General features: G+C 59.8%; 14 protein-coding genes. 7 read left to right on the top strand and 7 right to left on the bottom strand.

Annotated elements, in window-relative coordinates; all coding sequences use genetic code 11:
• Positions 1–590 precede the first annotated feature (590 nt).
• From AC3IT6_RS03815 to AC3IT6_RS03805, 3 genes are all read left to right on the top strand, one after another.
• The gene (locus AC3IT6_RS03815) at positions 591–1754 is read left to right on the top strand and encodes a type III PLP-dependent enzyme (RefSeq protein ID WP_150727471.1); all 1164 of its coding nucleotides are present in this window, start codon (positions 591–593) and stop codon (positions 1752–1754) included.
• Positions 1755–2034: 280 nt separating this feature from the next.
• On the top strand, positions 2035–3216 hold the full coding sequence (locus tag AC3IT6_RS03810) for an alpha-xenorhabdolysin family binary toxin subunit A (protein WP_489354336.1): 1182 nt from the start codon (positions 2035–2037) through the stop codon (positions 3214–3216).
• A 62-nt stretch (positions 3217–3278) separates the two neighbouring features.
• Positions 3279–4292 (top strand): alpha-xenorhabdolysin family binary toxin subunit B, encoded by a 1014-nt coding sequence (locus AC3IT6_RS03805; RefSeq protein WP_489354335.1) that lies wholly within the window; start codon positions 3279–3281, stop codon positions 4290–4292.
• 100 nt (positions 4293–4392) lie between these two features.
• On the opposite strand, the gene AC3IT6_RS03800 is transcribed toward AC3IT6_RS03805, so the two are convergent.
• Positions 4393–5160 (bottom strand): tetratricopeptide repeat protein, encoded by a 768-nt coding sequence (locus tag AC3IT6_RS03800; protein WP_489354334.1) that lies wholly within the window; start codon positions 5158–5160, stop codon positions 4393–4395.
• Entirely contained in the window at positions 5161–5841 is a 681-nt protein-coding gene (locus tag AC3IT6_RS03795) for a Fe2+-dependent dioxygenase (RefSeq protein WP_489354333.1), read from the bottom strand.
• A 207-nt stretch (positions 5842–6048) separates the two neighbouring features.
• On the opposite strand from AC3IT6_RS03795, the gene AC3IT6_RS03790 reads away from it, so the two are divergent.
• Both AC3IT6_RS03790 and AC3IT6_RS03785 read left to right on the top strand, forming a co-directional pair.
• On the top strand, positions 6049–8373 hold the full coding sequence (locus AC3IT6_RS03790; RefSeq protein ID WP_489354332.1) for a TonB-dependent receptor: 2325 nt from the start codon (positions 6049–6051) through the stop codon (positions 8371–8373).
• Between the two features lie 235 nt (positions 8374–8608).
• A complete protein-coding gene (locus AC3IT6_RS03785; protein WP_489354331.1) occupies positions 8609–11137 on the top strand; it encodes a PepSY domain-containing protein in 2529 nt (842 codons plus the stop codon).
• 120 nt (positions 11138–11257) lie between these two features.
• On the opposite strand, the gene AC3IT6_RS03780 is transcribed toward AC3IT6_RS03785, so the two are convergent.
• The 4 genes from AC3IT6_RS03780 to ptsP form a co-directional block, all read right to left on the bottom strand.
• Positions 11258–12799 (bottom strand): alkaline phosphatase D family protein, encoded by a 1542-nt coding sequence (locus tag AC3IT6_RS03780; protein ID WP_489354330.1) that lies wholly within the window; start codon positions 12797–12799, stop codon positions 11258–11260.
• A 196-nt stretch (positions 12800–12995) separates the two neighbouring features.
• The gene (locus tag AC3IT6_RS03775; RefSeq protein ID WP_489354329.1) at positions 12996–14735 is read right to left on the bottom strand and encodes a PTS fructose-like transporter subunit IIB; all 1740 of its coding nucleotides are present in this window, start codon (positions 14733–14735) and stop codon (positions 12996–12998) included.
• An 11-nt stretch (positions 14736–14746) separates the two neighbouring features.
• On the bottom strand, positions 14747–15688 hold the full coding sequence (pfkB, locus tag AC3IT6_RS03770) for a 1-phosphofructokinase (RefSeq protein WP_489354328.1): 942 nt from the start codon (positions 15686–15688) through the stop codon (positions 14747–14749).
• The gene (gene ptsP / locus AC3IT6_RS03765) at positions 15688–18549 is read right to left on the bottom strand and encodes a phosphoenolpyruvate--protein phosphotransferase (protein ID WP_489354327.1); all 2862 of its coding nucleotides are present in this window, start codon (positions 18547–18549) and stop codon (positions 15688–15690) included. The genes pfkB and ptsP overlap by 1 nt, the downstream gene beginning before the upstream one ends.
• Before the next feature lie 290 nt (positions 18550–18839).
• On the opposite strand from ptsP, the gene cra reads away from it, so the two are divergent.
• Together cra and AC3IT6_RS03755 are read left to right on the top strand one after the other, a co-directional pair.
• Positions 18840–19835 carry a catabolite repressor/activator gene (gene cra, locus AC3IT6_RS03760; RefSeq protein WP_046038732.1) on the top strand — a complete coding sequence of 332 codons (996 nt, stop codon included), beginning with the start codon at positions 18840–18842 and terminating at the stop codon, positions 19833–19835.
• A gap of 3 nt (positions 19836–19838) precedes the next feature.
• Positions 19839–20618: a TatD family hydrolase gene (locus AC3IT6_RS03755; RefSeq protein WP_489354326.1), complete on the top strand. Its 780-nt coding sequence runs from the start codon at positions 19839–19841 to the stop codon at positions 20616–20618.
• A gap of 139 nt (positions 20619–20757) precedes the next feature.
• On the opposite strand, the gene AC3IT6_RS03750 is transcribed toward AC3IT6_RS03755, so the two are convergent.
• Positions 20758–21462 (bottom strand): methyl-accepting chemotaxis protein, encoded by a 705-nt coding sequence (locus AC3IT6_RS03750; protein WP_458371270.1) that lies wholly within the window; start codon positions 21460–21462, stop codon positions 20758–20760.
• Between the last annotated feature and the right edge of the window lie 1289 nt (positions 21463–22751).

Below are 22751 nucleotides of genomic sequence, written 5' to 3'. Positions count from 1 at the left end.
CAGCCAACAACGTCGTTGACTGACATTACGCTATCGCGAGCAAGCTCGCTCCCACAGGTTCTGTGCGTTTTTTCAGAGACTCACAGGCCGGAAAAAAATATCAACAGTAGCGCCTGCAAAAGCCATCCAGAAATACCTTGTGAAATAGCCAAACCCCCTCTCAGCTCACCTTCTCGCAGCCAACGTCGCCGATTTTGACGCCATCGTAGTTATCAGAGAGTTTGTGCACAAAAGCGTCGAACGTGCAGGTATGTTTAACACTTCAAAATTCTTCGGGAACATCCGACTGTCATCTGAGTCGGTTACAAAGAGTGATGCTCGTAACGCGCGTCAGAAGAGTGCAAAAACGCGACATTTTTTGTTGATCTCAAGCCCCTCACGCCCTAAAGTTCGCGCCGAACGTCCATGCTGGAAACGATCCATCCGGCTCAAGTACTGACGACGAGACAGCAAGGCCAAGGGCGCAGCGCTCCCATGGCCTTTTTGCTTTCGGCGACATGCCTTGGGAAGTAGGCGAACCAAAGTGGGGATACGGAGGACGTTCATTTGCACCCATTGATTACTAATGTTTGCCACTAGGAGTCCCAAGTATGTCGATCCAGGTCGAAGACTATTTCGCGCGTGAAACCTTTCAGAAAATGAAGGCGTTCGCCGACAAACAGGAAACCCCGTTCGTGGTGATCGACACCGCGATGATCAGCCAGGCCTATGACGACCTGCGCGCCGGTTTCGAATTCGCCAAGGTCTACTACGCGGTAAAGGCCAACCCGGCTGTCGAGATCATCGACCTGCTTAAAGAGAAAGGCTCGAGCTTCGACATCGCCTCGATCTACGAGCTGGACAAAGTGCTCGATCGCGGCGTCAGCGCCGACCAGATCAGCTACGGCAACACCATCAAGAAGTCCAAGGACATCCGCTACTTCTACGAGAAGGGCGTGCGCCTGTTCGCCACCGACTCCGAAGCCGACCTGCGCAACATCGCCAAGGCCGCCCCGGGTTCGAAAGTTTACGTTCGTATCCTGACCGAAGGCTCGACCACCGCCGACTGGCCACTGTCGCGCAAATTCGGCTGCCAGACCGACATGGCCATGGACCTGCTGATCCTCGCCCGCGACCTGGGCCTGGTGCCTTACGGCATCTCGTTCCACGTCGGCTCGCAGCAGCGCGACATCAGCGTCTGGGACGCGGCAATCGCCAAGGTCAAAGTGATCTTCGAACGCCTGAAGGAAGAAGACGGCATCCACCTGAAGCTGATCAACATGGGCGGCGGCTTCCCGGCCAACTACATCACCCGCACCAACAGCCTGGAAACCTACGCCGAAGAAATCATTCGCTTCCTGAAGGAAGACTTCGGTGATGACCTGCCGGAAATCATCCTCGAGCCGGGCCGTTCGTTGATCGCCAACGCCGGCATCCTGGTCAGCGAAGTGGTGCTGGTCGCACGTAAATCCCGTACCGCGGTAGAGCGTTGGGTGTACACGGATGTGGGCAAGTTCTCCGGCCTGATCGAAACCATGGACGAAGCCATCAAGTTCCCGATCTGGACCGAGAAAAAGGGCGAGATGGAAGAAGTGGTCATCGCCGGCCCGACCTGTGACAGCGCCGACATCATGTACGAAAACTACAAGTATGGCCTGCCGCTGAACCTGGCGATTGGTGATCGCCTGTACTGGCTGTCGACTGGTGCGTACACCACCAGCTACAGCGCCGTCGAGTTCAATGGTTTCCCGCCGCTGAAGTCGTTCTACGTTTAAATCCTGCCTGCTGTACAAAAAAGGCCTGTGAGTAATCACAGGCCTTTTTTTGTTTCTACCATTTCCTCTTGAAAGCGATTTCAAAGCAACTTCACAACACATTAAGTTTCGATATCAAAAATCTGCATCTTGTCCAATAGAAACAGCAAAGCGCAGAGTTTCACTTCCTACCCGACACACATTGAAATTCTTCCAGACTTAACTTTAACCACAACCACCATTACTTTTTCAGTGGCGACAACAAGCATCTCAATGACGAGAATACATAAAAGGGATTTTCATGTTAGCCATTCAAGAACAGACCATTACCGCCGAAGAGCTCAACTCACTGACATCGGATTTCTTGGGGGCCGTTTCCGGTACCCTCGAAGGTGTCGAGCGTAAACAAGGACTATTGATTACAAACGACGACATCAGAAAAATCAGGCGCTACGTCAATGCCGGACTGGAACTACCCATCGAAATCGAGGAAATAGAACAGATACACAAGTACGACCAACTGAATATCGCCGGGCTTAAATCTGCCGATATGCAAGCCTTGTTTAAATCCATGAGAGAACACGCTAAAACCTGGTCACCACTGGAATCCAACATGAAGAAAGTTGGCACGGACCTTCATGTATTTTCCGACAACTTCACTTCAAGCAGTCAATCCATCATCGACTACTTGAAGGGATTACCCAGCTACATCAGTGGAACCGAAAAAATCGATGGCCTGACCCCAGAGGAAATCGAAAACCTGCCAGAAATTCAATTAACCGGAGATGAGAAACAAAAAATTCCGGCTTTATTGGCATTGGTTGACGAGCTCAAAACAGTTATTACCGAACACAGCGCAAGCACGCAGACCACCAAAGCTCAGATCACCGAATTCAAACGTGAAATCAGCAATTCGCTGAAGCCGGCGATGGGTTTAAAATTAGCCCTTTGCAACAGCCATAACTTCAACGAAGAAATAAAACTGCTCAATGAAAGTCTCGACATCCTCAACCAGCGTATCAACCAAAAATTGGCGGAAATCGAAGAATACTCCGAGAGCAAATGGTGGGGGCTGCTCGGTGGCGCAGTTGGTTTCATCGTCACGTCCACCATTTATGGAAACAAGGCCCAGCAAGCTCGGAAAGAACTGGATCAGCTAACAACTGAACGACGTGAAATCGAAGCAAAGATTGCAACCATCAGCGCAGCGTTTGCGTCGTTACGGGCATTCGAAACCAGCCTCCTGGACCTGCAAATCAGGATTGAAGATGCTGCTGGCAGTTCATCGAACCTCGAAAGCCTCTGGGAGCTGATAGAGAAATATGTCGACTCTTCCAGTAAAAAACTCGATGGCGTCACCAACGCCATGTACCTGGTGTCTTTTGTCTCGAGACTAAACACGATGATAGAAAACTGGTCAGCGATAAAAAAGCAGGCGGGCGACTTATTGACAGCCTTTAACAACGTCACCCGCAACGCCTGACACTCCGCAAATGCCAACTTACACACCTACCATTTATCTTCCTTTTTAAAGACAGGACAATCATGACCGTACATACACTAGACACCTCATTTCAATACCCCGCACCCGACATGAAAAAAATCAAGGAGAGCAGAGATGCGCTCAATTATAAAATCCGTACATTGAGCACCATTTATTTACCCGTACTCGGGGAACAATTAAAGTCGCTACAGGAAGAAATAAACTCAACCGACCAGCAGGCACTCAGCACCCTGACCCTGATCCCCGCGGTACTACCCATAGAAGAAATCCAATACTTTCATAGCGCCATTGAAAACCTGAAACCAGGAACACCCACACCAGAACAGCTGGAGGCGATAGACAGCTTTTACAAAGAGATCAAAAAATTAATTGAAGACGGGACATCCGAAACATTAAATCTTTCGACTGCACTTAACAACAACCTGACAAATCTGAAAGCAGTGACACTCAGCGACAACCAATACCGGATCAAGGAACTGGAAACTTCAATCAGCAACGCTACTCCGTATATCGAAGTAGAAGAAAGTGCAATAACAGGACTGCTCAAAGACGAATCAGAACTGAACGAGGCGATAAAACTCATTGAAGCGACAGACACCTTCTCGCTCATCAAGGAATTTTTCCTGACTGCTGAAAAACTCGCCGACCTCAACCTTTCAGCCCCTCAACTCCAGCTTGTCAAGGCAGGAATTTCTGCCGCCAGCAAGCTCCTCAACTTAATCAGTGACAGAATAAAATATGATGACCTGATCCAGGCCAGACGCGAGATCCAAAAACGACTGGATGAACGCCGCCGCAATCTGGCTAGCATCAAACAAGATATAAATGCCCTGCAGGATCAAAAAAATCAGTTGGAAGAATTCCAATCCGTACAAACACCCAGAGATTCCTATACGCAAGAATTGAGTGTTATCGCCGACGCCATTAATAAGTTCCTGGAACTTACCGAACATCACGAGAGCGACGATCTCGAGTCGGTTGTTAAACGCTTCATTGAACAATCAGACATTTTCATGAAGCATATGAAGTCTCTGCGCGAGAAATGGAAGAGCTAAACCGGTTTCGATCCGGTTGATTGCGGCACTTCGATTGATGCGAGCGAAAAACCTGAGTAGTGCCTTTTCGCTCGCCTCAATGACGGTCCTACCCACATGCTCATGCCAGCGCCCGATTTTGCAATTGAACGGCGCGCTGCGAAAAGCGCGGCGCCAACGCCCGGAGATCGGGGTGAGGAGCGTGTAACAGAGCCTCGCCACTGACACGCAGGAAGTTCAGATTTCCTGCCGCCAATGCCTTGTTCAACCACACCAAGGCCTTTTCGATTTTTCCACCGCTCGCCAGTACCGCCGCATAGCTGAATTGCCCACGAAAATCCCCACCCTCTGCAGAACGTCGATACCACTCGAAAGCGGCATCCGGGTCGGCCTGGCAAAATCGGCCTTCCTCCAGATAGCGCCCCAGCAGGTTCATCGACTTCGCATGACCGAGATCCGCCGCACGCCGATACCAGCTAAGCGCCCGCACCTGATCCTCGGTCACACCGCGTCCGGTGGCCAACAGGTTGGCGTAGTTGTACATCGCCCAGTCCAGACCACCGTCTGCGGCACTCCGGTAATGACGCGCGGCCAGCGAAGCATCAGCAACACAACCCCAGCCATGTTCATGACAACGACCGAGCATGTTGCGCGCCATCAGATGCCCCTGGCGCGCGGCGATGCCGAACCAGCTCAGCGCCAGCGGTTGGTCCTGCGCGATGCCCTGGCCGTCGAGCAGAATCTGCCCGAGCAAGGCCTGGGCCTCAACTTCACCTTCACGTGCGGCAATCAGAATGGCCTGGGCCGCCCGGGCCGGACTTTCGTCGAGCATCGCGCGCAGGCGCTCACCGTCGAGCATTTCCTCGCGGCGTAAACGGAAATCCGCCACTTACACCTCGACCCAGCGACGCAACAGGTTGTGATACGTGCCGGTCAGGCGGATCAGCGATGGATGATCGGGCATGTCGCGAGTCAGTTGCTGAATCGCCCCGTCCATCTCGAACAACAGGGCGCGCTGGCTGTCCTCGCGTACCAGGCTTTGCGTCCAGAAAAACGAGGCGAGTCGCGTTCCGCGTGTCACCGCGTTGACCTTGTGCAGACTGGTGCCTGGGTACAGCACCATGTCGCCGGCGGGCAGCTTCACCCGTTGGGTGCCGAAGGTGTCCTGGATTTCCAGTTCGCCGCCGTCGTAATCCTCAGGCTCGCTGAAGAACAGCGTGGCGGACAAATCAGTGCGTACCCGCTCGATGCCGCCTTTGGGCTGACGCACCGCATTGTCGATATGAAAGTCGAAACTGCCACCGGCGGTGTAACAGTTCAGCAACGGAGGAAAGACTTTGTGCGGTAACGCTGCCGACATGAACAGCGGATTTTTCCACAACCGTTCCAGCATCGCCGCGCCGATCTCCTTGGCCAGCGGGTGGCCTTCCGGCAACTGCAAATTGTGCTTGGCCTTGGCCGACTGGTACCCGGCGGTGATCTTGCCATCGGCCCAATCGGCTTGTTCCAGAGCCTCGCGAATGCGCTGCACCTCGTCTTTTTCAAACAGGCCGGGAATGTGCAGCAGCATGACAGAGGCACCTGAAACCAAAGGGATACCAATGGTATTGATTCTTATTGCCTGTGTAAAACTCATCTGACGAATGAGTCAGCAGAAACCGTAAGGCTAAATTGTAAAGATTGTAAATTCAGTGCGAATAGTAATATTTCGCAATTGTTACGAATACCTATTTACCCTATATTCCGCGGCCTCAAATCCTTGGGGAGGGGAATTCAAATGTCGCGTCAACAACCACAAGTACCGGTCAGTTCACCACGTCTGCTCGCATCCGCCATCGGCATGGCGATTACTGCCGGCTCTGCGGGCCACATGGTTTTCGCGGCGGAAAAAACCGACGAAAAAGCACCGGACAAAGTGATTTCACTGGGCGCCACCGCCATCACCGGCGAAGCCCAGGACGAGACAACCTACAACGTCGAGAAAGCCTCCTCGCCCAAGTACACCGCGCCGCTGATCGACACTCCGCGCTCAGTGACGGTCATTCCGCAACAGGTTCTGAAAGACACGGGCGCCCTCAACATGCAGGACGCATTGCGTACTGTTCCAGGCATCACCTTCGGTGCCGGTGAAGGTGGCAACCCGCAAGGCGACCGTCCGTTCATCCGTGGCTTCGACGCCCAGGGCGACACCTACCTGGACGGCGTGCGCGACACCGGTTCCCAGAGCCGCGAAATCTTCGCCGTTGAATCGATCGAGGTCAGCAAAGGCCCGAACTCCGCCATTGGCGGTCGTGGCGCTGCGGGCGGCAGCATCAACCTGGTCAGCAAGAAAGCTCACCTGGGCGATTCGCTCGACGGTGGTTTCACCTGGGGCTCCGACCAGACCCAGCGCTACACCTTCGACGGCAACTACCAGTTCACCGACACCGCCGCTGGCCGTCTGAACCTGCTGAGCCATGAGAGCAACGTCGCCGGACGTGATAGCGTCGACTACGACCGCTGGGGTGTCGCACCGTCCCTGGCTTTCGGCCTGGGCACGGACACCCGCGTCAACCTCGACTACTACCACCTCGAAAGCAACGACACGCCGGATTCGGGCATTCCGTACTCGATCCCGACCACTCTCGCGGCTGGACGCACCAAGTCCAATCCGGACAAGCCGAATGACGGCGGCGACAGCAGCAACTTCTATGGCCTGACCGATCGCGACTTCCGCAAGACCCGCACCGACACCGCGACCTTTGCCATCGAGCACGACCTGAGTGACTCGCTGACCATCAAGAACACCCTGCGCCACGGCAACAGCATGCAGGATTACATCCTGACCCAGCCGGACGACAGCAAGGGCAACGTCAACAACGGCAGCGTCTGGCGCCGGGCGAACACCCGCGTGAGCAACACCGAGACCACCACCAACCAGACCGACCTGTTTGGTGATGTGTATATCGCCGGGTTCAAGAACAGTTTCTCCACCGGTGTCGAATACACCCATGAGGAAGGTGAAAAATCCTCGTACAACGTCAACACGGACACCACCCCGGGAACAGCGGCGGTAACCAACAACTGCTCGCCGGCACAGATCGGCGCACCAAGCGGTTACAACTGCACCTCGCTGTCCAACCCGACCCCGAATGATCCGTGGAGCGGCGCCATCTCGCGCAACTATGCGGGCACCGACACCAAGGCCAACACCTACGCGCTGTACGTGTTCGACACCCTGACGCTGACCGAGCAGTGGCTGGTGAACATGGGCCTGCGCTACGACCATTTCGACACCGAATACAAAACCTTCAACGGTTCCAGCGTGACCACGTCCAAGGGCGATGACACCAGCGAATTCGTTACCGGTCAGTTCGGCGTGGTGTACAAACCAGCCGAGAACGGCAGCATCTATGCATCTTACGCGACGTCTGCCACGCCACCGGGCAACACCCTGGGCGAAGGTTCGGAAGGCAACCCGTTGGGCGGCACGCCGGATCGCAACGGCAACCTGCTGAAAAGCGACATGGAGCCGGAAACCACCAAGAACTACGAAATCGGCACCAAGTGGGATCTGCTTAACAACCGTCTGTCCCTGACCGCCGATATCTTCCGCACCGAGAAAGAAAACGCTCGAGTGCAGACCAACACCACCACCTTCGAAAACGTCGGCAAAACCCGCGTTCAAGGTGTCGAACTGTCGGCCACCGGCAAGCTCACCGACAAATGGCAGGTCTTCGCCGGCTACGCCTACATGGACAGCGAGCAAGTCGATGGCGGCGACATGCCGGCAAACAAAGCGAACGATGGCAACGAACTGCCTAACACGCCGAAAAACAGCGCCAGCCTGTGGACGACCTATCAGGTCACGCCAAGGCTGACCATCGGTGGCGGTGCGTTCTATGTCGATGACGTGTTCGGCAGTGCCGCCAACACCACCATGGTCGATTCCTACGTTCGTTACGACGCAATGGCGGCCTACAAGCTGACCAAGAACGTCGACCTGCAACTGAACGTGCAGAACCTGACCGACGAAACCTACTACGACAAGGCGTTCTCGACTCACTTCGCCAACCAGGCGGCCGGTCGTACCGCTTTGCTGAGCACCAACTTCCACTTCTGATGTTGTAGGAGCGAGCTTGCTCGCGATGGTCGTCAACGATAACGCGGCAAACCTGATTCTCCGCGTCGTTCTCGAGTCTATCGCGAGCAAGCTCGCTCCTACAGTACAGGCAGTTGGTCGGGCCCCGTTCATCCAGGTGAACGGGGCTTTTGTGTGTAAAAAAGAATGCTTCTCGACAACCCCACGGCATAATGCGCGCCGTGATGAATCAATTTGAACGAACAAGGCGAGCGACGTGTTGAAGAAAACCCTGTTCCAGTTGCACTGGTTTTTCGGCATCAGCGCCGGGCTGGTCCTGGCCCTGATGGGCATCACCGGGGCGGCGGTGTCGTTTCAGGATGAAATCCTGAGCACACTCAACCCGTCTGTATTGCAGGTCGAAAAACAGGTCGCCGGTGTGCTGCCGCCTGCCGAACTGGTGGAGCGAATCGAAGCCGCGTCGGGCAAAAAAGTCTCGATGCTCACGGTGGAAACCGACAGCGGCAACGCCGCCAAAGTGTGGTTCACCCCGCCACCGGGTGAACGCCGTGGCGAGATGCGTTACTTCGATCCGTACACCGCCGAGTTCCTCGGCGATGCTACCGGCCAGGGCTTCTTCGGCCTGATGCTGCAACTGCACCGCTTCCTCGCCATGGGCGACACGGGTCGGCAGATCACCGGCGCGTGCACGCTGATCCTGGTGTTCTTCTGCCTGTCCGGCCTGTACCTGCGCTGGCCTCGCCAATGGAGAAGCTGGCGCGCCTGGCTGACCCTGGACTGGAAGAAAAAGGGCCGCAGTTTCAACTGGGACCTGCACTCGGTGGCCGGCACCTGGTGCCTGGTGTTTTATCTCCTGGCGGCGCTGACCGGGCTGTCCTGGTCCTACGAGTGGTACAACAAGGGCCTGACCCGGTTGCTCTCCGACTCACCGCAGAGCGAACGCGTGCGCGGCGGACGCGGGCCTGCACCAAGCGGTCCGGCACCGACGGCCGATTACGCGGCGATGTGGAGCAGCATCTACAGCGCGGCCGGTCCGCTACTCAGTTCCTATAACGTGCGCATGCCGCCAGTGGCCGGCCAACCAGCGACCGTGTACTTCCTGCTGAAAAATTCGCCTCACGACCGCGCCCTGAACCAGATCACCCTCGACCCGGCCACCGGCGTGGTCAAGCGCGTTGATCGCTACAGCGACAAGAGCCTCAAGGCGCAACTGCTGACCAGCATCTATGCGCTGCACGTCGGCAGTTACTTCGGCATCGTCGGACGCATCATCCTGACCATCACCGCGCTGACCATGCCGCTGTTCTTCATCACCGGCTGGATGCTGTACCTGGATCGTCGGCGCAAAAAACGCCAGATCAAGGATGCGCGCAAAGACCTCGTGCAAACCGCCAGCGATGCGCCGGCGTGGCTGATCGGCTTTGCCAGCCAAAGTGGTTTTGCCGAACAACTGGCGTGGCAAACCGCCGGGCAATTGCAGGCCGCAGGGCTACCAGTGAAAGTGCAACCGTTGGCCGACGTCAGCGAGCAGGACTTGCATGAGTCGAACAATGCCTTGTTTGTCGTCAGCACCTTCGGCGACGGCCAAGCACCGGACAGCGCCCGCGGTTTCGAGCGCAAGGTACTGGGCCGGGCACCGAGCCTGGGACGCCTGAATTACGCCGTCCTGGGACTGGGCGACCGGCAGTATCAACACTTTTGCGGTTTCGCCAAACGCCTGCACGCCTGGTTGGGCGAACATGGCGCAAAGACCCTGTTTGCCCCCGTGGAGGTCGACAGCGGTGACCCTTACGCCTTGCGTCACTGGCAACAGCAACTGGGCCTGTTGACCGGCCAGGCCCCCGTGGATACCTGGCAAGCGCCCAGCTACGACAACTGGACCCTGCTGCGTCGTGAACTGCTGAACCCGGACAGCAGTGGTTCGCCGGTGTACTTGTTAGGCCTCAAGTCTCCTTCCACCAGCAGCTGGCTGGCGGGCGACCTGGTGGAGGTGATGCCGCGCAATTGCCCGTGGGCCATCGAGCACTTCCTCGACGGCATGGGGATCCACGGTGAAACCAAGGTGCAACTCAACGGACTGGAAGAAACCCTCGAACAGGCCCTGGCCAGCCGCCAGTTGCCGGAAAACCGCGCCCATCTGGTCGGCCTGCACGCCCAAGCGCTGGCAGAAGCCCTCGTGCCGCTGGCCATGCGCGAGTATTCCATTGCATCGATCCCGGCCGATGGCGTGCTGGAGTTGATCGTGCGCCAGGAAGTACACGCCGACGGCAACCTCGGCGTCGGCTCCGGCTGGCTGACCGAACACGCGCCTGTGGGTAGTTCCATCAACTTGCGCGTGCGGCGCAACAGTGGTTTCCATCTGCCGGCCCAACCGGTGCCGATGATCCTGCTGGGCAATGGTACGGGGCTGGCCGGGTTGCGCAGCCTGCTCAAGGCCCGGATTGCCGACGGTCAGCAACGTCACTGGCTGTTGTTTGGCGAGCGTCATCGCGAGCACGACTACCTGTGCCGAAAGGAGCTGGAGGAATGGCTGATCAATGGTGATCTGGCGCGCCTCGACCTGGCATTTTCCCGCGACCAGGCTGAAAAGATTTACGTACAGGATCGCCTGCGTGAATCGGCAGCCGAGCTCAAGAAGTGGCTGGCGGACGGTGCCGTGATCTACATCTGCGGCAGCCTTCAAGGCATGGCTTCGGGCGTGGACCAGGTGCTCAACGAGGTGCTGGGCGCCGTCGAAGTGGAATGCCTTATCGAACAGGGCCGCTACCGCCGCGACGTGTACTGATTCACCAAATCCCAATGTGGGAGCGGGCTTGCTCGCGAAGGCGTCGTGTCAGTCGAAATCATCTTTGCTGACACTCCGCTTTCGCGAGCAAGCCCGCTCCCACAGGGGGCAAGGTGCCGGTCAAACCGGCTGCAACTTGCGCTCGAATACAGACACCCCGTCCAGATCCCGCAACACCACGCTCAACTCCCCGCTCTGCCCATCGATATTCACCTCGCCAAAAAACTGAAACCCGGCAAACGGCGAGACGTTCTGCGCTGACGGCGCCTTTTCGAACACCACTTCAGGACCAAAGGTTTTATCCAGCGAGTTCGGTCCGAAGCTACCGGCATTCAGCGGTCCGGCGACGAATTCCCAGAACGGTTCGAAATCCTGAAACGCCGCCCGATCCGGGTGGTAATGATGGGCCGCGCAGTAATGCACATCCGCGGTCAGGAACAGGAAATTGCGCACCTGCTGCGCCCGCAGGAAACCGAGCAGTTCGGCGATTTCCAGTTCGCGCCCCTGAGCCGGGCCGGCGTCACCGTTGGCCACGGCTTCCCAGCGCGCGACACCGGGGCTGACTTCACCGTCGGGCACGCCGAGGCCAATGGGCATGTCGGCGGCGATGACTTTCCATTGCGCCTTCGAGGCCTGCATTTCCCGCTTGAGCCAGTCCAGTTGCTCACGCCCGAGGAAGGGTTTTTCAGCGCCCAGATTGTCATCGTTGGCCCCGCGATAACTGCGCATGTCCAGCACGAAAACATCGAGCAGCGGCCCGTAACCCAACTTGCGATAGATCCGCCCGCCGCCATCGCCGCTCTGCAAACGCATCGGCGCGTATTCGAGCCAGGCCTGGCGTGCGCGGCCCACCAGGCTGTGGATATCTTTGTCCTGGTAACGCGCATCCAGCTGCTTGCCCGGCGACCAGTTGTTCACCACTTCGTGGTCGTCCCACTGCCAGATCTGCGGGACCTCGGCGTTGAAGCGACGGATGTTTTCGTCCATCAGGTTGTAGCGATAGTTGCCGCGATACTCATCGAGGGTCTCGGCGACTTTGCTCTTGGCCTCGGTGGTGATGTTGCGCCACACCCGGCCGCCTTCCGTGGTGAGCTGCGCCGGGATCGGGCCGTCGGCGTAAATGGTGTCGCCGCTGTGGATAAAAAAGTCCGGCAGACGCAGGCGCATTGCTTCGTAGATGCGCATGCCGCCAATATCCGGGTTGATGCCGAAACCCTGGCCGACGGTGTCGCCGCTCCAGACGAAACGGATGTCACGGCGGGTTTGCGGCACGCTGCGCAAGTGACCGAACCAGGGCTCGCTGGCAACGCCGCTCTGGGCGTCCTCGAACTGCACGCGATAGAAAATCGCCTGGTCGGCGGGCAGCCCGGTGAGTTCGACCCGGGCAGTGAAATCGGTGCGCGCATCCGCCAGGGGCGAGACGAATCGCCGGGGGTTGGGAAACAGGCTGCGGGTGTCCCACTCCACCACCATCCGCGCGGGGCGGTCGCAGCGGCTCCAGATGATCGCCCGGTCGCCCAGCAGGTCACCGGACTGCACGCCGTCGGTGAGTTGCGGCCGATCCTTGACCGAAGCGATCACCGCCGGCGCCAGCCCCGGCAACAACAGCCCGGCGCCGACCGCTTGGATGACACGACGGCGCCCGAGGTTGAAATCGCTCATGGTGTTCTCCCTGAAAAAGGAAAAACTAAAGCATGGACCTATGACCCTGGCATGACACAGATCTTCCCAGCGCTGAAGATCCCTGTGGGAGCGAGCTTGCTCGCGATAGCGGTCGTTCAGCCAACAAATTTGTTGAGTGTGAATCCGTCATCGCGAGCAAGCTCGCTCCCACAGGGGGCAGGCGCAGGGGCAAGTGTCAGGCGGTGACGGGTTCTACCGCCAACTCCACCGTCTCCGGCCGTTTCACCAGCGCATACACCACCGCCGTCAACAGGCTCCCCGCCACAATCGCCAACAAATAAAGCAGTGCATGGTTGATCGCATTCGGGATCGCCAGGACGAACAACCCACCGTGGGGCGCCATCAATTTGCAGCCGAAATACATCGACAGCGCACCGGTCAGCGCACCGCCGGCGATGCTCGCCGGAATCACTCGCAGCGGGTCTTTCGCCGCAAACGGAATCGCCCCTTCGGAGATGAAGCACAGCCCCAGCACCAGTGCTGCCTTACCGGCTTCGCGCTCAGCCTGGGCAAACTTGCGTCGGGCAATGAACGTGGCGATGCCAAGCCCGATCGGCGGCACCATGCCGGCCGCCATGGTCGCCGCCATCGGTGCGTAACTCTGCGACGCCAGCAACCCCACCGAGAACGCATAGGCCGCCTTGTTGATCGGCCCGCCGAGGTCGACGCACATCATCCCACCCAGCAGCACACCCAGCAGAATCGCGTTGGTGGTACCCATGCTGTCGAGAAAATGCGTAAGTCCGGCAAGCATCCCGGCCACCGGTTTGCCGACCACGTAGATCATCACCAAACCGGTGAACAGACTCGCCAGCAGCGGGATGATCAGGATCGGCTTGAGCGCCTCAAGACTTTGCGGCAATCGCGCATAACGGTTGATCGCCTTGGCCGCGTAACCGGCAAGAAAACCTGCAATGATCCCGCCGATGAAACCGGCGCCCAGGGTGCTCGCCAGCATGCCGCCGATCATCCCCGGAGCGAGGCCCGGACGGTCGGCGATGGAATAGGCGATATAACCCGCCAACAGCGGCACCATCAGCTTGAACGCAGTGTCGCCGCCGATCTGCATCAACGCCGCCGCCAGCGTGCCCTCTTCCTTGAACGCGGTGATGCCGAACACGAACGACAAGGCGATCATCAAGCCGCCGGCCACCACCATCGGCAACATGAACGACACGCCGGTCAGCAGGTGTTTATAGACGCCCGTCTTCTCCTGTTTGGCCGTTGTCTTGGCAGCGCTCGATGCGCTTTCCTGCTGGCCTTCGGCCAAGGCTTTTTTCAAGGTCGCTTCCGCTTGCTTGAGGGCAATGCCGGTGCCACAGCGATAGATTTTCTTGCCGGCGAAACGCTCGGTGGCGACTTCGATATCGGCCGCCAGCAGCACCACATCGGCCTCGGCAATCGCTTGTGCGCTCAATGGATTGCGCGCGCCGACCGAGCCCTGGGTTTCCACCTGCAGGTCATAGCCCAGGCGCTTGGCCGCTTGCTGCAAGGCCTCGGCGGCCATGAACGTGTGAGCGACACCCGTCGGGCAGGCGGTGACGGCCACCAGTCGCGGCGCGTTCTGGACAGCCGCCACAGGTTCGACAGCGGCTTCGGTAGCGACGTAGACCTGTGCCTCCTGCGCTCCTCGCCGCAGCACGGCTTCCACGTCCTGCAGGGCCTGGGCCGGGGTACTCTGGAACAGCCGCTTGCCGACAAACCGCGACATGTCCACCGGCGCGCTGGTCACCAGCAGCACCCACTCGGCTGCGTCGAGGGTGGCCGCCGACAGTTGTTTTTCGGGATGCGCGGCATCGGTGACTTCGACACTGGTGCTCCAGCCCTGACGCTGGGCCGCGGCGTCGAGCAGCCGGGCACACAGCACACTGGTGACCATGCCGTTCGGGCAGGCCGTAACGATGGCTAACTTCATGACAAACCCTCTTATTGTTCTGTCAGGGGACGCACGCGCACACCCTGTTCGAGCTGCGCCAGTTGCGCTGCATCGCCAATGCCGAAACCGATCTGGGTCACTGCCATGGCGGCAATCGCCGTGGCGGTGCGCAAGGTTTGCTCCGGCGTATCGGCACTGAGCAAACCGTGGAGCATCCCCGCCAGCAACGAATCACCCGCGCCCACCGTGCTGGCGACGCTGACCTTGGGTGGCGTGGCATGCAGCGCCGAGCCGACGCTGAACCAGTTCACACCCTCGGCACCATGGGAAATCACCACATGCTCGATGCCTTGGGCGTGCAATCGCTCCGCCGCTGTGGCCTGGGCGCTGACCGACACGACCTCGCAGTCCAGCACCTCGGCCAGCTCTTCGGTGTTGGGTTTGATCAGCCATGGCCCCGCTTTCAGCGCTGCACGCAACGCCTCGCCGCTGGTGTCGAGGGCGACGTTCAGCCCCAGGTTTTTCAAGCGCAAGATCAACGCCTGCAACCATTGCGCACTGACGCCCAACGGCAAGCTTCCGGCGACCACCACCGCATCGTGCCCCGGGGCAATCTGCTCCAGTCGATCGATCAAGGCCTGCTGCGCCGCCTCGCTGACCTGCGGCCCCGGCCCGTTGATGTCGGTGATGCGCCCGTCGCTTTCCGCCAGTTTGATATTGCTGCGGGTCTCGCCCGGAACGCGGATGAAAGCGTCGACGAAACCGCGTTTGGCGAACAACGTTTCGAACGCTTGCAGGTTGTCTTCGCCAAGAAAGCCGCTGACGGTCAGCTGATGCCCGAGGTCCGCCAGCACTTGCGCCACGTTCACGCCTTTGCCGGCGGCGTGGGTGTGCATCACATCGCTGCGGTTGACCTGGCCGGCTTCAAGGCGCGGCAACTGGACGGTCAGGTCCAGCGCCGGGTTGAGGGTCAGGGTAAGAATACGGGCCATTACAGGGCCTCCACTAATGCGCGCACTTCATTGGCGCTGCCCACGGCCAAGGCCTGTCGGGCAAGGGTTTGAGTCTGAGTGAAGCTCAGTTCGCGAATCCGCGCCTTGACTTCGGCAATGCTGCGCGCCCCGACGCTGAGCTCATCCACCCCGAGGCCGACCAGCACCGGCACTGCCAGCGGATCGGCCGCCAGCTCGCCGCATACACCGACCCACTTGCCGTGGGCATGGGCCGCGCGCACGGTGATATCGATCAGTTGCAGCACCGCCGGATGCAAGCCATCGGCCTGGGCCGACAGCGTCGGATGGCCACGGTCGATGGCCAGGGTGTATTGGGTCAGGTCGTTGGTACCGACGCTGAAAAAGTCGACCTCCTGGGCCAGCACCGGCGCCAGCAATGCCGCCGACGGCACTTCGATCATGATCCCCAGCTGCAGGTCAGCGACCGGGATTTCCACACGCAGGCGCTCGGTCATGTCACGGGCCTGGCGCCACTCGTCGACGCTGCCCACCATCGGGAACATGATCCGCAGCGGCCGGTTGTCGGCAGCCCGCAGCAAGGCGCGCAATTGCGCTTCCATGATCTGCGGGCGCTGCAAGGTCAGGCGAATGCCGCGCACGCCGAGGAAGGGGTTTTCTTCCTTCGCAATCGGCCAGTACGGTAGTGGTTTGTCGCCACCGACATCGAGGGTGCGCACCACCAGCGGTCGCCCGGCCAGACCGTCGAGGACGCGGCGGTACTCGACTTCCTGGGTCGCTTCGTCGGGCGCTTGTGGGTGAGCCATGAAAATCAATTCGGTGCGCAACAGGCCAATGCCTTCGGCGCCCTGCTCGACCGCGGCGGTCACGCCAGCGCTCTCACCAATGTTGGCAAACACTTCGACGGCATGGCCATCGGTGGTCAGCGCTGGTTGATGGCGCAGTTCAGCTGCAGCCTTCAAGCGCTGCTCGCGGGTATCGCGTTCGGCCGTGGCGCGCTGCAAGGTCGCTGCGTCAGCGTTCACATGCAGGCGACCCCGCTGGCCATCGAGCAGCAACGGCGTGCCCGGCGCCAGCAGCAACACGCCGGGGCCGGCGCCGACCAGTGCCGGAATGCCCAGGGCCCGGGCGACAATCGCACTGTGCGCCGTAGCGCCACCCCGGGCGGTGAGAATCCCCGCCACGCGCGCGGGATCGAGACGCGCGACGTCAGACGGGCCGACCTCGTCCATCACCAGAATGTACGGTTGGTCCGGTTCGCTCGGGGTTTCGATGCCGCTGAGCTGCATCAACACCCGACGCCCGATGTCGCGCAAGTCGGCCGCACGCTCGGCGAGCAAGGCATCCTGCAACGCTTCCTGCTGCCGGGCCGCCGCTTCAATCACGGCCATCCACGCCGCCTCGGCGCTTTCACCCTGCTTGAGGCGCGTATCGACCTCATCGGTCAGTTCCGGGTCGTCGAGCATCTCTTGGTGGGTGATGAAGATTTCGCGGATGGCTTTGCTCTTGCTGCGCTCGATCAGGCCCTGGATGTCACGGCGTACCTGCGCCAGGGCTTGCTGGAGACGCTCACGCTCGATGCCGGCGGACTCGCCGCGCAACGGGTAATCGATGGATTGCAGCACATGAATATGCGCCGGGCCGATGGCGATCCCCGGAGCCGCGGCAATCGCCTGGACCACGCTGCCTGACACCGGGGCGAGGATCACTTCGGCCATATCGGCAACGACTTCACGCACCTGGCTTACCGGCGGCAGCGGTTCGACTTCTTCACCAAGGCCTTCTTCGATGGCGGCCAACAAGGCCGGCAACGCATCAGCCGCGATGCCCGGTTCGGCGATGATTTCCAGGACCTGCCCCCGACGGGCGCCGAGGCTGAGCAACTTGCTCAAGCTCTTTACCGACACCGCGCTGTCGTGGCCATCGACGATCCGCACGCGGATGTCACCGTCAAAACTCTTTGCCAGTTGCGCGAGGATTTTCGCCGGCCGCGCATGCAAACCATGGGCGTTGGCCAACGCAATTCGCGCGCTGGGCCAGTCGGCGGGCACTTCACCACCGAGCACTTCGAGGACCTTGCGGCTGCTGGTGGCGCGCCCCAATTCATGGCCACGCCCTTCGATCAACAACGCGCACAGGCGTTCGAGCAGTGCTTGATGGGCCTCACCGAGGCTGGCCAGGCAGAACAGTCCATTGAGTGGCTGGCCGAGATAGCGCAGCGGTTTGTCGGGGGTGACGAAGGCCAGGCCCGGACGCTTCACCGTCTGTTCGCTGTGCAGCCACCACAGGCCATCGCCCAGGGGCAGCGCTTCAACCTGCTGCAACACGGCGGAGAAACCGTTGCTCACGCAGTCGGCCTGCCGCAACAGACGTGCGCCGCGCCAGACCAGCTCTTCGAAATCTTCGGCCGCCACACCGAGGCCGATCATCTGCGCATCCAGCGCCAGCTCCTGCGGCGCGCCTTGCAGCAACTTCAGCAAGGCTTCGGCGGAACCGGCGCGACGCAGGGCCTGGCCCAGGTCAGTCTCGCCGAGGGCGCGGGTGAGCAATTGCAACAGGCGCAGATGCTCATCGGATTTGGCGGCGATACCGATCGCCAGGTAAACGATATGACCGTCACCCCAGTCCACGCCATCGGGGAACTGCATCAGGCGCACACCGGTGGTGAACACCAGTTCGCGGGTTTCGGGCGTACCGTGGGGGATGGCAATACCTTGACCGAGAAAGGTCGAGCCCTGCGCTTCCCGCGCTTGCAAACCAGCGAGATACCCCTCGGCCACCAGGCCGTCGGCGACCAGGTGCCGGGCCAGCAATTGCAACGCTGCGGACTTATCCACAGCCGACTGGCCCATGGAAATCTGCTCTACAGTGAGCTCGAGCATGCTTTCTCCTTTTTGGCGCCTTGGAGCACCAGGTATTGTTTTGAATGAGTCAGCTTAGGCGCTTGGTCATCGCTTTTGGCGGTTTCATGGCTGAACCGGCCAAAGGCGCCTAAAACGTAGAAAATACGCCTGCTGAAACGTTTAATCTAGATCGATTGGCACGTTACTCGATATTGGCCCATCCTTGAAGTCCAACTTGTCGGATGCGTTGCGACAATGGTCGCCTGCCTTAATCGGTTAGGATTGACGAAAATGTCGAGGCAATCTCGAAAAAACAAGGAAACAGCGGGTTGAAACTCAGTGATATCGCCCAGTTGGCCGGTGTGTCCGTCACCACCGCCAGCTATGTCATCAATGGCAAGGCCGAACAACAGCGCATCAGCAGCGCTACCGTCGAACGCGTGCGCGCGGTCGTCGAACAACATGGCTTCACGCCTAACCCACAGGCTGCCGGTTTGCGCAGCCGGCACACCCGCACATTGGGATTCATTTTGCCGGATCTGGAAAACCCCAGTTACGCGCGAATCGCCAAATTGCTGGAGCAAGGTGCGCGGGCCCGGGGTTATCAGTTGCTGATCGCCAGTTCCGACGATGCACCGGACAGTGAACGGCAATTGCTGCAACTGTTCCGCGCCCGGCGCTGCGACGCACTGATCGTTGCCAGTTGCCTGCCGGCCGGCGACGACAGCTATCGCCAATTGCAGGCCAAAGGCATTCCGATCATCGCCATCGACCGGGTCATGGAACCCGAGCATTTCTGCTCGGTGATCAGTGACGACCGCGAGGCCAGCCTGCAACTGACCCGCAGCCTGCTCGACCCCTTGCCCAAACAGATCGCGTTGATCGGCGCCCGCCCGGAGCTGAGCATCAGCCAGGAACGTTGCGCCGGCTTCAAAGAGGCGCTCGCCGGGTTCAACGGTGAGGTGCTGATCGAAGAAGGCGAGTCCTTCAGCCGTGAATGCGGCAAACAATTGATGGAAGAGTTGCTGCAGCGCCTGGGCCATTTGCCCGATGCCCTGGTGACCACATCCTACGTGCTGCTTCAGGGCGTGTTCGATGCGCTGCACGACTTCCCGCTGAAAAACCGCCCGCTGCGCCTCGGCACATTCGGCGACACCCAGTTGTTGGACTTCCTGCCGCTGCCGGTCAATGCCATGGCCCAGCAACACCAGTTGATCGCCGACAAGGCCCTCGCGCTGGCCCTGGCAGCCATCGAGCAATCGGATTACCGGCCCGGCGTGCAAGCCATCGCGCGCACGTTCAAGCAGCGTATTCGCCAGGACTGAACCGTGGAGCTGATCGACACCCACACCCATCTGGATTTTCCGGACTTCGACGCCGACCGCCAGGCGCTGCTGGCCGAAAGCCGCGCCCTCGGGGTGCGACGGATCGTGGTGCTGGGGGTTTATCAGGCCAATTGGCAGCGGGTCTGGGAGCTGGTGCAGAGTGATCCCGACCTGCACGCTGCGTTCGGTTTGCATCCGGTGTATCTGGACGATCATCGCCCGCAACACCTGAGCGAACTCGGCGATTGGCTGACCCGCCTGGCCGGCCATCGGCAACTGTGCGCAGTCGGCGAGATCGGCCTGGACTACTTCATCGAAACCCTGGACCGCGGCCGCCAGCAGGCGTTGTTCGAGGCGCAATTGCAACTGGCGGCGGATTTCGCGCTTCCGGCATTGATCCATGTGCGGCGTAGCCATGCCGCGGTGATTGCCACGCTCAAACGCTTTCGCCTGAAACGGGCCGGCATCATCCACGCCTTTGCCGGCAGCCAGGAAGAAGCGCGGGAATACATCAAGCTCGGTTTCAAGCTCGGCCTTGGTGGCGCCCCGACCTGGCCGCAGGCGCTGCGCATGCACCGCGTGCTCGGCGAACTGCCGCTGGATTCGGTGGTGCTGGAAACCGACTCGCCGGACATGGCGCCCGCCATGTTTCCTGGCCAGCGCAACAGCCCGACACACCTGCCGGCAATCTGCGCGGCACTGGCCGACATCATGGCGATCAGCCCCGAGCAATTGGCCGCGGCCAGTACGGCCAATGCCTGCGAGTTGTTCAACTGGTCATAACTTCCAGCACCCGCCAACTGTGGGAGCGGGCTTGCCCGCGAAGACGGCGGCACATTCAACATCAATGCGATTGAAAAACCGCTTTCTTCGGATCGCCGCCCGGAACAAGCTCGCTCCTACAGGATTCCCGAGCGGTCTTTCAAACCCGGAATGCACTGATCAACTGTTTCAACTCCACGACCTGGGCCGACAGCGCCCGGCTGGCATCTTCGGTCTGATGCGCACCTTCAGCGGTGCGCTCGCCGGCGCGATTGATCTCGACGATGTTCTGGTCGATGTCGTGGGCCACGGCGGTTTGCTGCTCCACAGCGGCGGCAATCTGCTGGTTCTGGTCGACGATCATGCCGACCGCTCCCAGAATGTTTTCCAGCGCCCGCTGGACCTTCTCCGACTGCCCGACCGTGCCGTTGGCCATTTCATGGCTGGTGCCCATGGCCTTGACCGCCGCGCCGACACCGCCATGGAGCCTGGCGATCATCTGCTCGATTTCTTCGGTCGATTGCTGGGTTCGCTTGGCCAGGGTCCGGACTTCGTCGGCTACCACGGCGAAACCACGGCCCTGCTCACCGGCCCGTGCTGCCTCGATGGCGGCATTGAGCGCCAGCAGGTTGGTCTGTTCGGCGATGCTCTTGATCACTTCGAGCACGCGGCTGATGGACTGGCTGTCGCTGGCCAGTTGGTTGATCACCAGCACCGATTGATCGATCTCGCTGGCCAGCGCGGCAATGCTGCCTTGCTGCGACTCCACCAGACTGCGGCCACTGATGGTTTCATCGTTGACACTGTGGGCACTGCTCACCGCCGCGGCGGCACTGCGCGCCACTTCCTGGGAAGTGGCCGACATCTGGTTCATGGCCGTGGCCACTTGTTCGATCTGTGTGCGCTGCCCGGCGACGGCCTGGTTGCTTTGCGCGGAAACGTTTTCCACTTGCCCGGCCTGACGCTCGACTTCACTGACGGTCTGCCCCACCCGCTCGATCAGGTCATGGATTTTTTTCACGGTGCCGTTGAACACCTCGCCCAACTCCCCCAGCTCATCGCGGCTGTGGGCGCTGAAGGTCACGGTCATGTCGCCGGCCGCCACCTTGTCCATCACCGCCCCCAGGCGCTTGAGCGTGGTGCGGGTCGAGGCATAGAACGCGCCGTAGAGATAAAAGATCAACACAAACACGACTGACAACGCCACGGCCTGCAAGATCATGTGTGTACGGTTCTGGTCCAGGCGTTGCTGCAACTGCGGGCCCAGATACTTCAGGGTTGCTTCGTTGAGTTGATAGGTCTGGTCCATCAGGGCGCTGACCTGATCGTAAAAGCCCTGCCACGGCGCATCGAGGGTGTCGGCCATGACCACTTGTTCTTCGAACAGCTCGCTGGCTTTCTTCAAGGATGCCCGGCTGCTATCGGCCTGAGCGGCCAGGCTATCGCGTGCGGCTTTGCTGGAACCCAAGGCATCCTGCAACTTCAGGCCATACTCGGCCTGGAGCTTTTCAATCTGCGCCAGCAATTCATCGAAACGGGTACTCGAAGCCGAGTTGATGAACCCCTGCCCCAGCGAATAAGACCCCATTGCCCGACCTTCGCCCAGGATCTGGGTGACCCGTGGCGTGACGAGGGTGACGAGCTCGCTCAACTGGCGCATGTCGCTCTGGTTGTCGCGACTGAGGCCGGACTGGCTGGTGATGAGCTGGCTGAAAACCTGCGCGCTGCCCACCAGCTTGCCGATCAAGGCACTTTTGCTTTGCAGGGAGTTTTCCGTTTGCTGGGCCTTGAACGCGGCGATCATTTCATCGCGTTTGCCATCAAACACCGCGACCTGCTCCGGGTCGCTGGTCATCGCCGTCAACCCTTGCAGGCGAGTCAGGATACTCTGTTCAAGGACGCCGATTTTCGATTCGACATTGCCGGCCTTGCCGGATTGGCCGAGGCTGACATTGATCTGCACCAGGTTGTTAAGGGTTTCCAGATCGCGCCGCAACGTCAGGCTGCTGCCCAACAGGTCGAGACTTTGCAGTTCGATGCGCGTGCCCTGGAATTCGCGATAGGAGTCACGCACCAGATAGAAGTTGGTCACCAGCATCGGCACCAGGAACAGTACGCTGATCAGGCTGAACTTCATGCCGAAGCTCAGGCGGT

The organism is Pseudomonas sp. KH_017, from assembly GCF_057840285.1.
Note: the sequence above shows the minus strand (reverse complement) of the source record. Positions and strands in the feature narration are given on the sequence as shown.

Bases quoted from the DNA above. Each gene is read 5' to 3' on its own strand.
- AC3IT6_RS03775 (WP_489354329.1), bottom strand. From the start codon at position 14,735: ATGAAGTTAGCCATCGTTACGGCCTGCCCGAACGGCATGGTCACCAGT.
- AC3IT6_RS03815 (WP_150727471.1), top strand. From the start codon at position 591: ATGTCGATCCAGGTCGAAGACTATTTCGCGCGTGAAACCTTTCAGAAA.
- pfkB (WP_489354328.1), bottom strand. From the start codon at position 15,688: ATGGCCCGTATTCTTACCCTGACCCTCAACCCGGCGCTGGACCTGACC.
- AC3IT6_RS03750 (WP_458371270.1), bottom strand. From the start codon at position 21,462: ATGTCGGCCACTTCCCAGGAAGTGGCGCGCAGTGCCGCCGCGGCGGTG.
- AC3IT6_RS03795 (WP_489354333.1), bottom strand. From the start codon at position 5,841: ATGCTGCTGCACATTCCCGGCCTGTTTGAAAAAGACGAGGTGCAGCGC.
- AC3IT6_RS03790 (WP_489354332.1), top strand. From the start codon at position 6,049: ATGTCGCGTCAACAACCACAAGTACCGGTCAGTTCACCACGTCTGCTC.
- AC3IT6_RS03810 (WP_489354336.1), top strand. From the start codon at position 2,035: ATGTTAGCCATTCAAGAACAGACCATTACCGCCGAAGAGCTCAACTCA.
- AC3IT6_RS03805 (WP_489354335.1), top strand. From the start codon at position 3,279: ATGACCGTACATACACTAGACACCTCATTTCAATACCCCGCACCCGAC.
- AC3IT6_RS03780 (WP_489354330.1), bottom strand. From the start codon at position 12,799: ATGAGCGATTTCAACCTCGGGCGCCGTCGTGTCATCCAAGCGGTCGGC.
- ptsP (WP_489354327.1), bottom strand. From the start codon at position 18,549: ATGCTCGAGCTCACTGTAGAGCAGATTTCCATGGGCCAGTCGGCTGTG.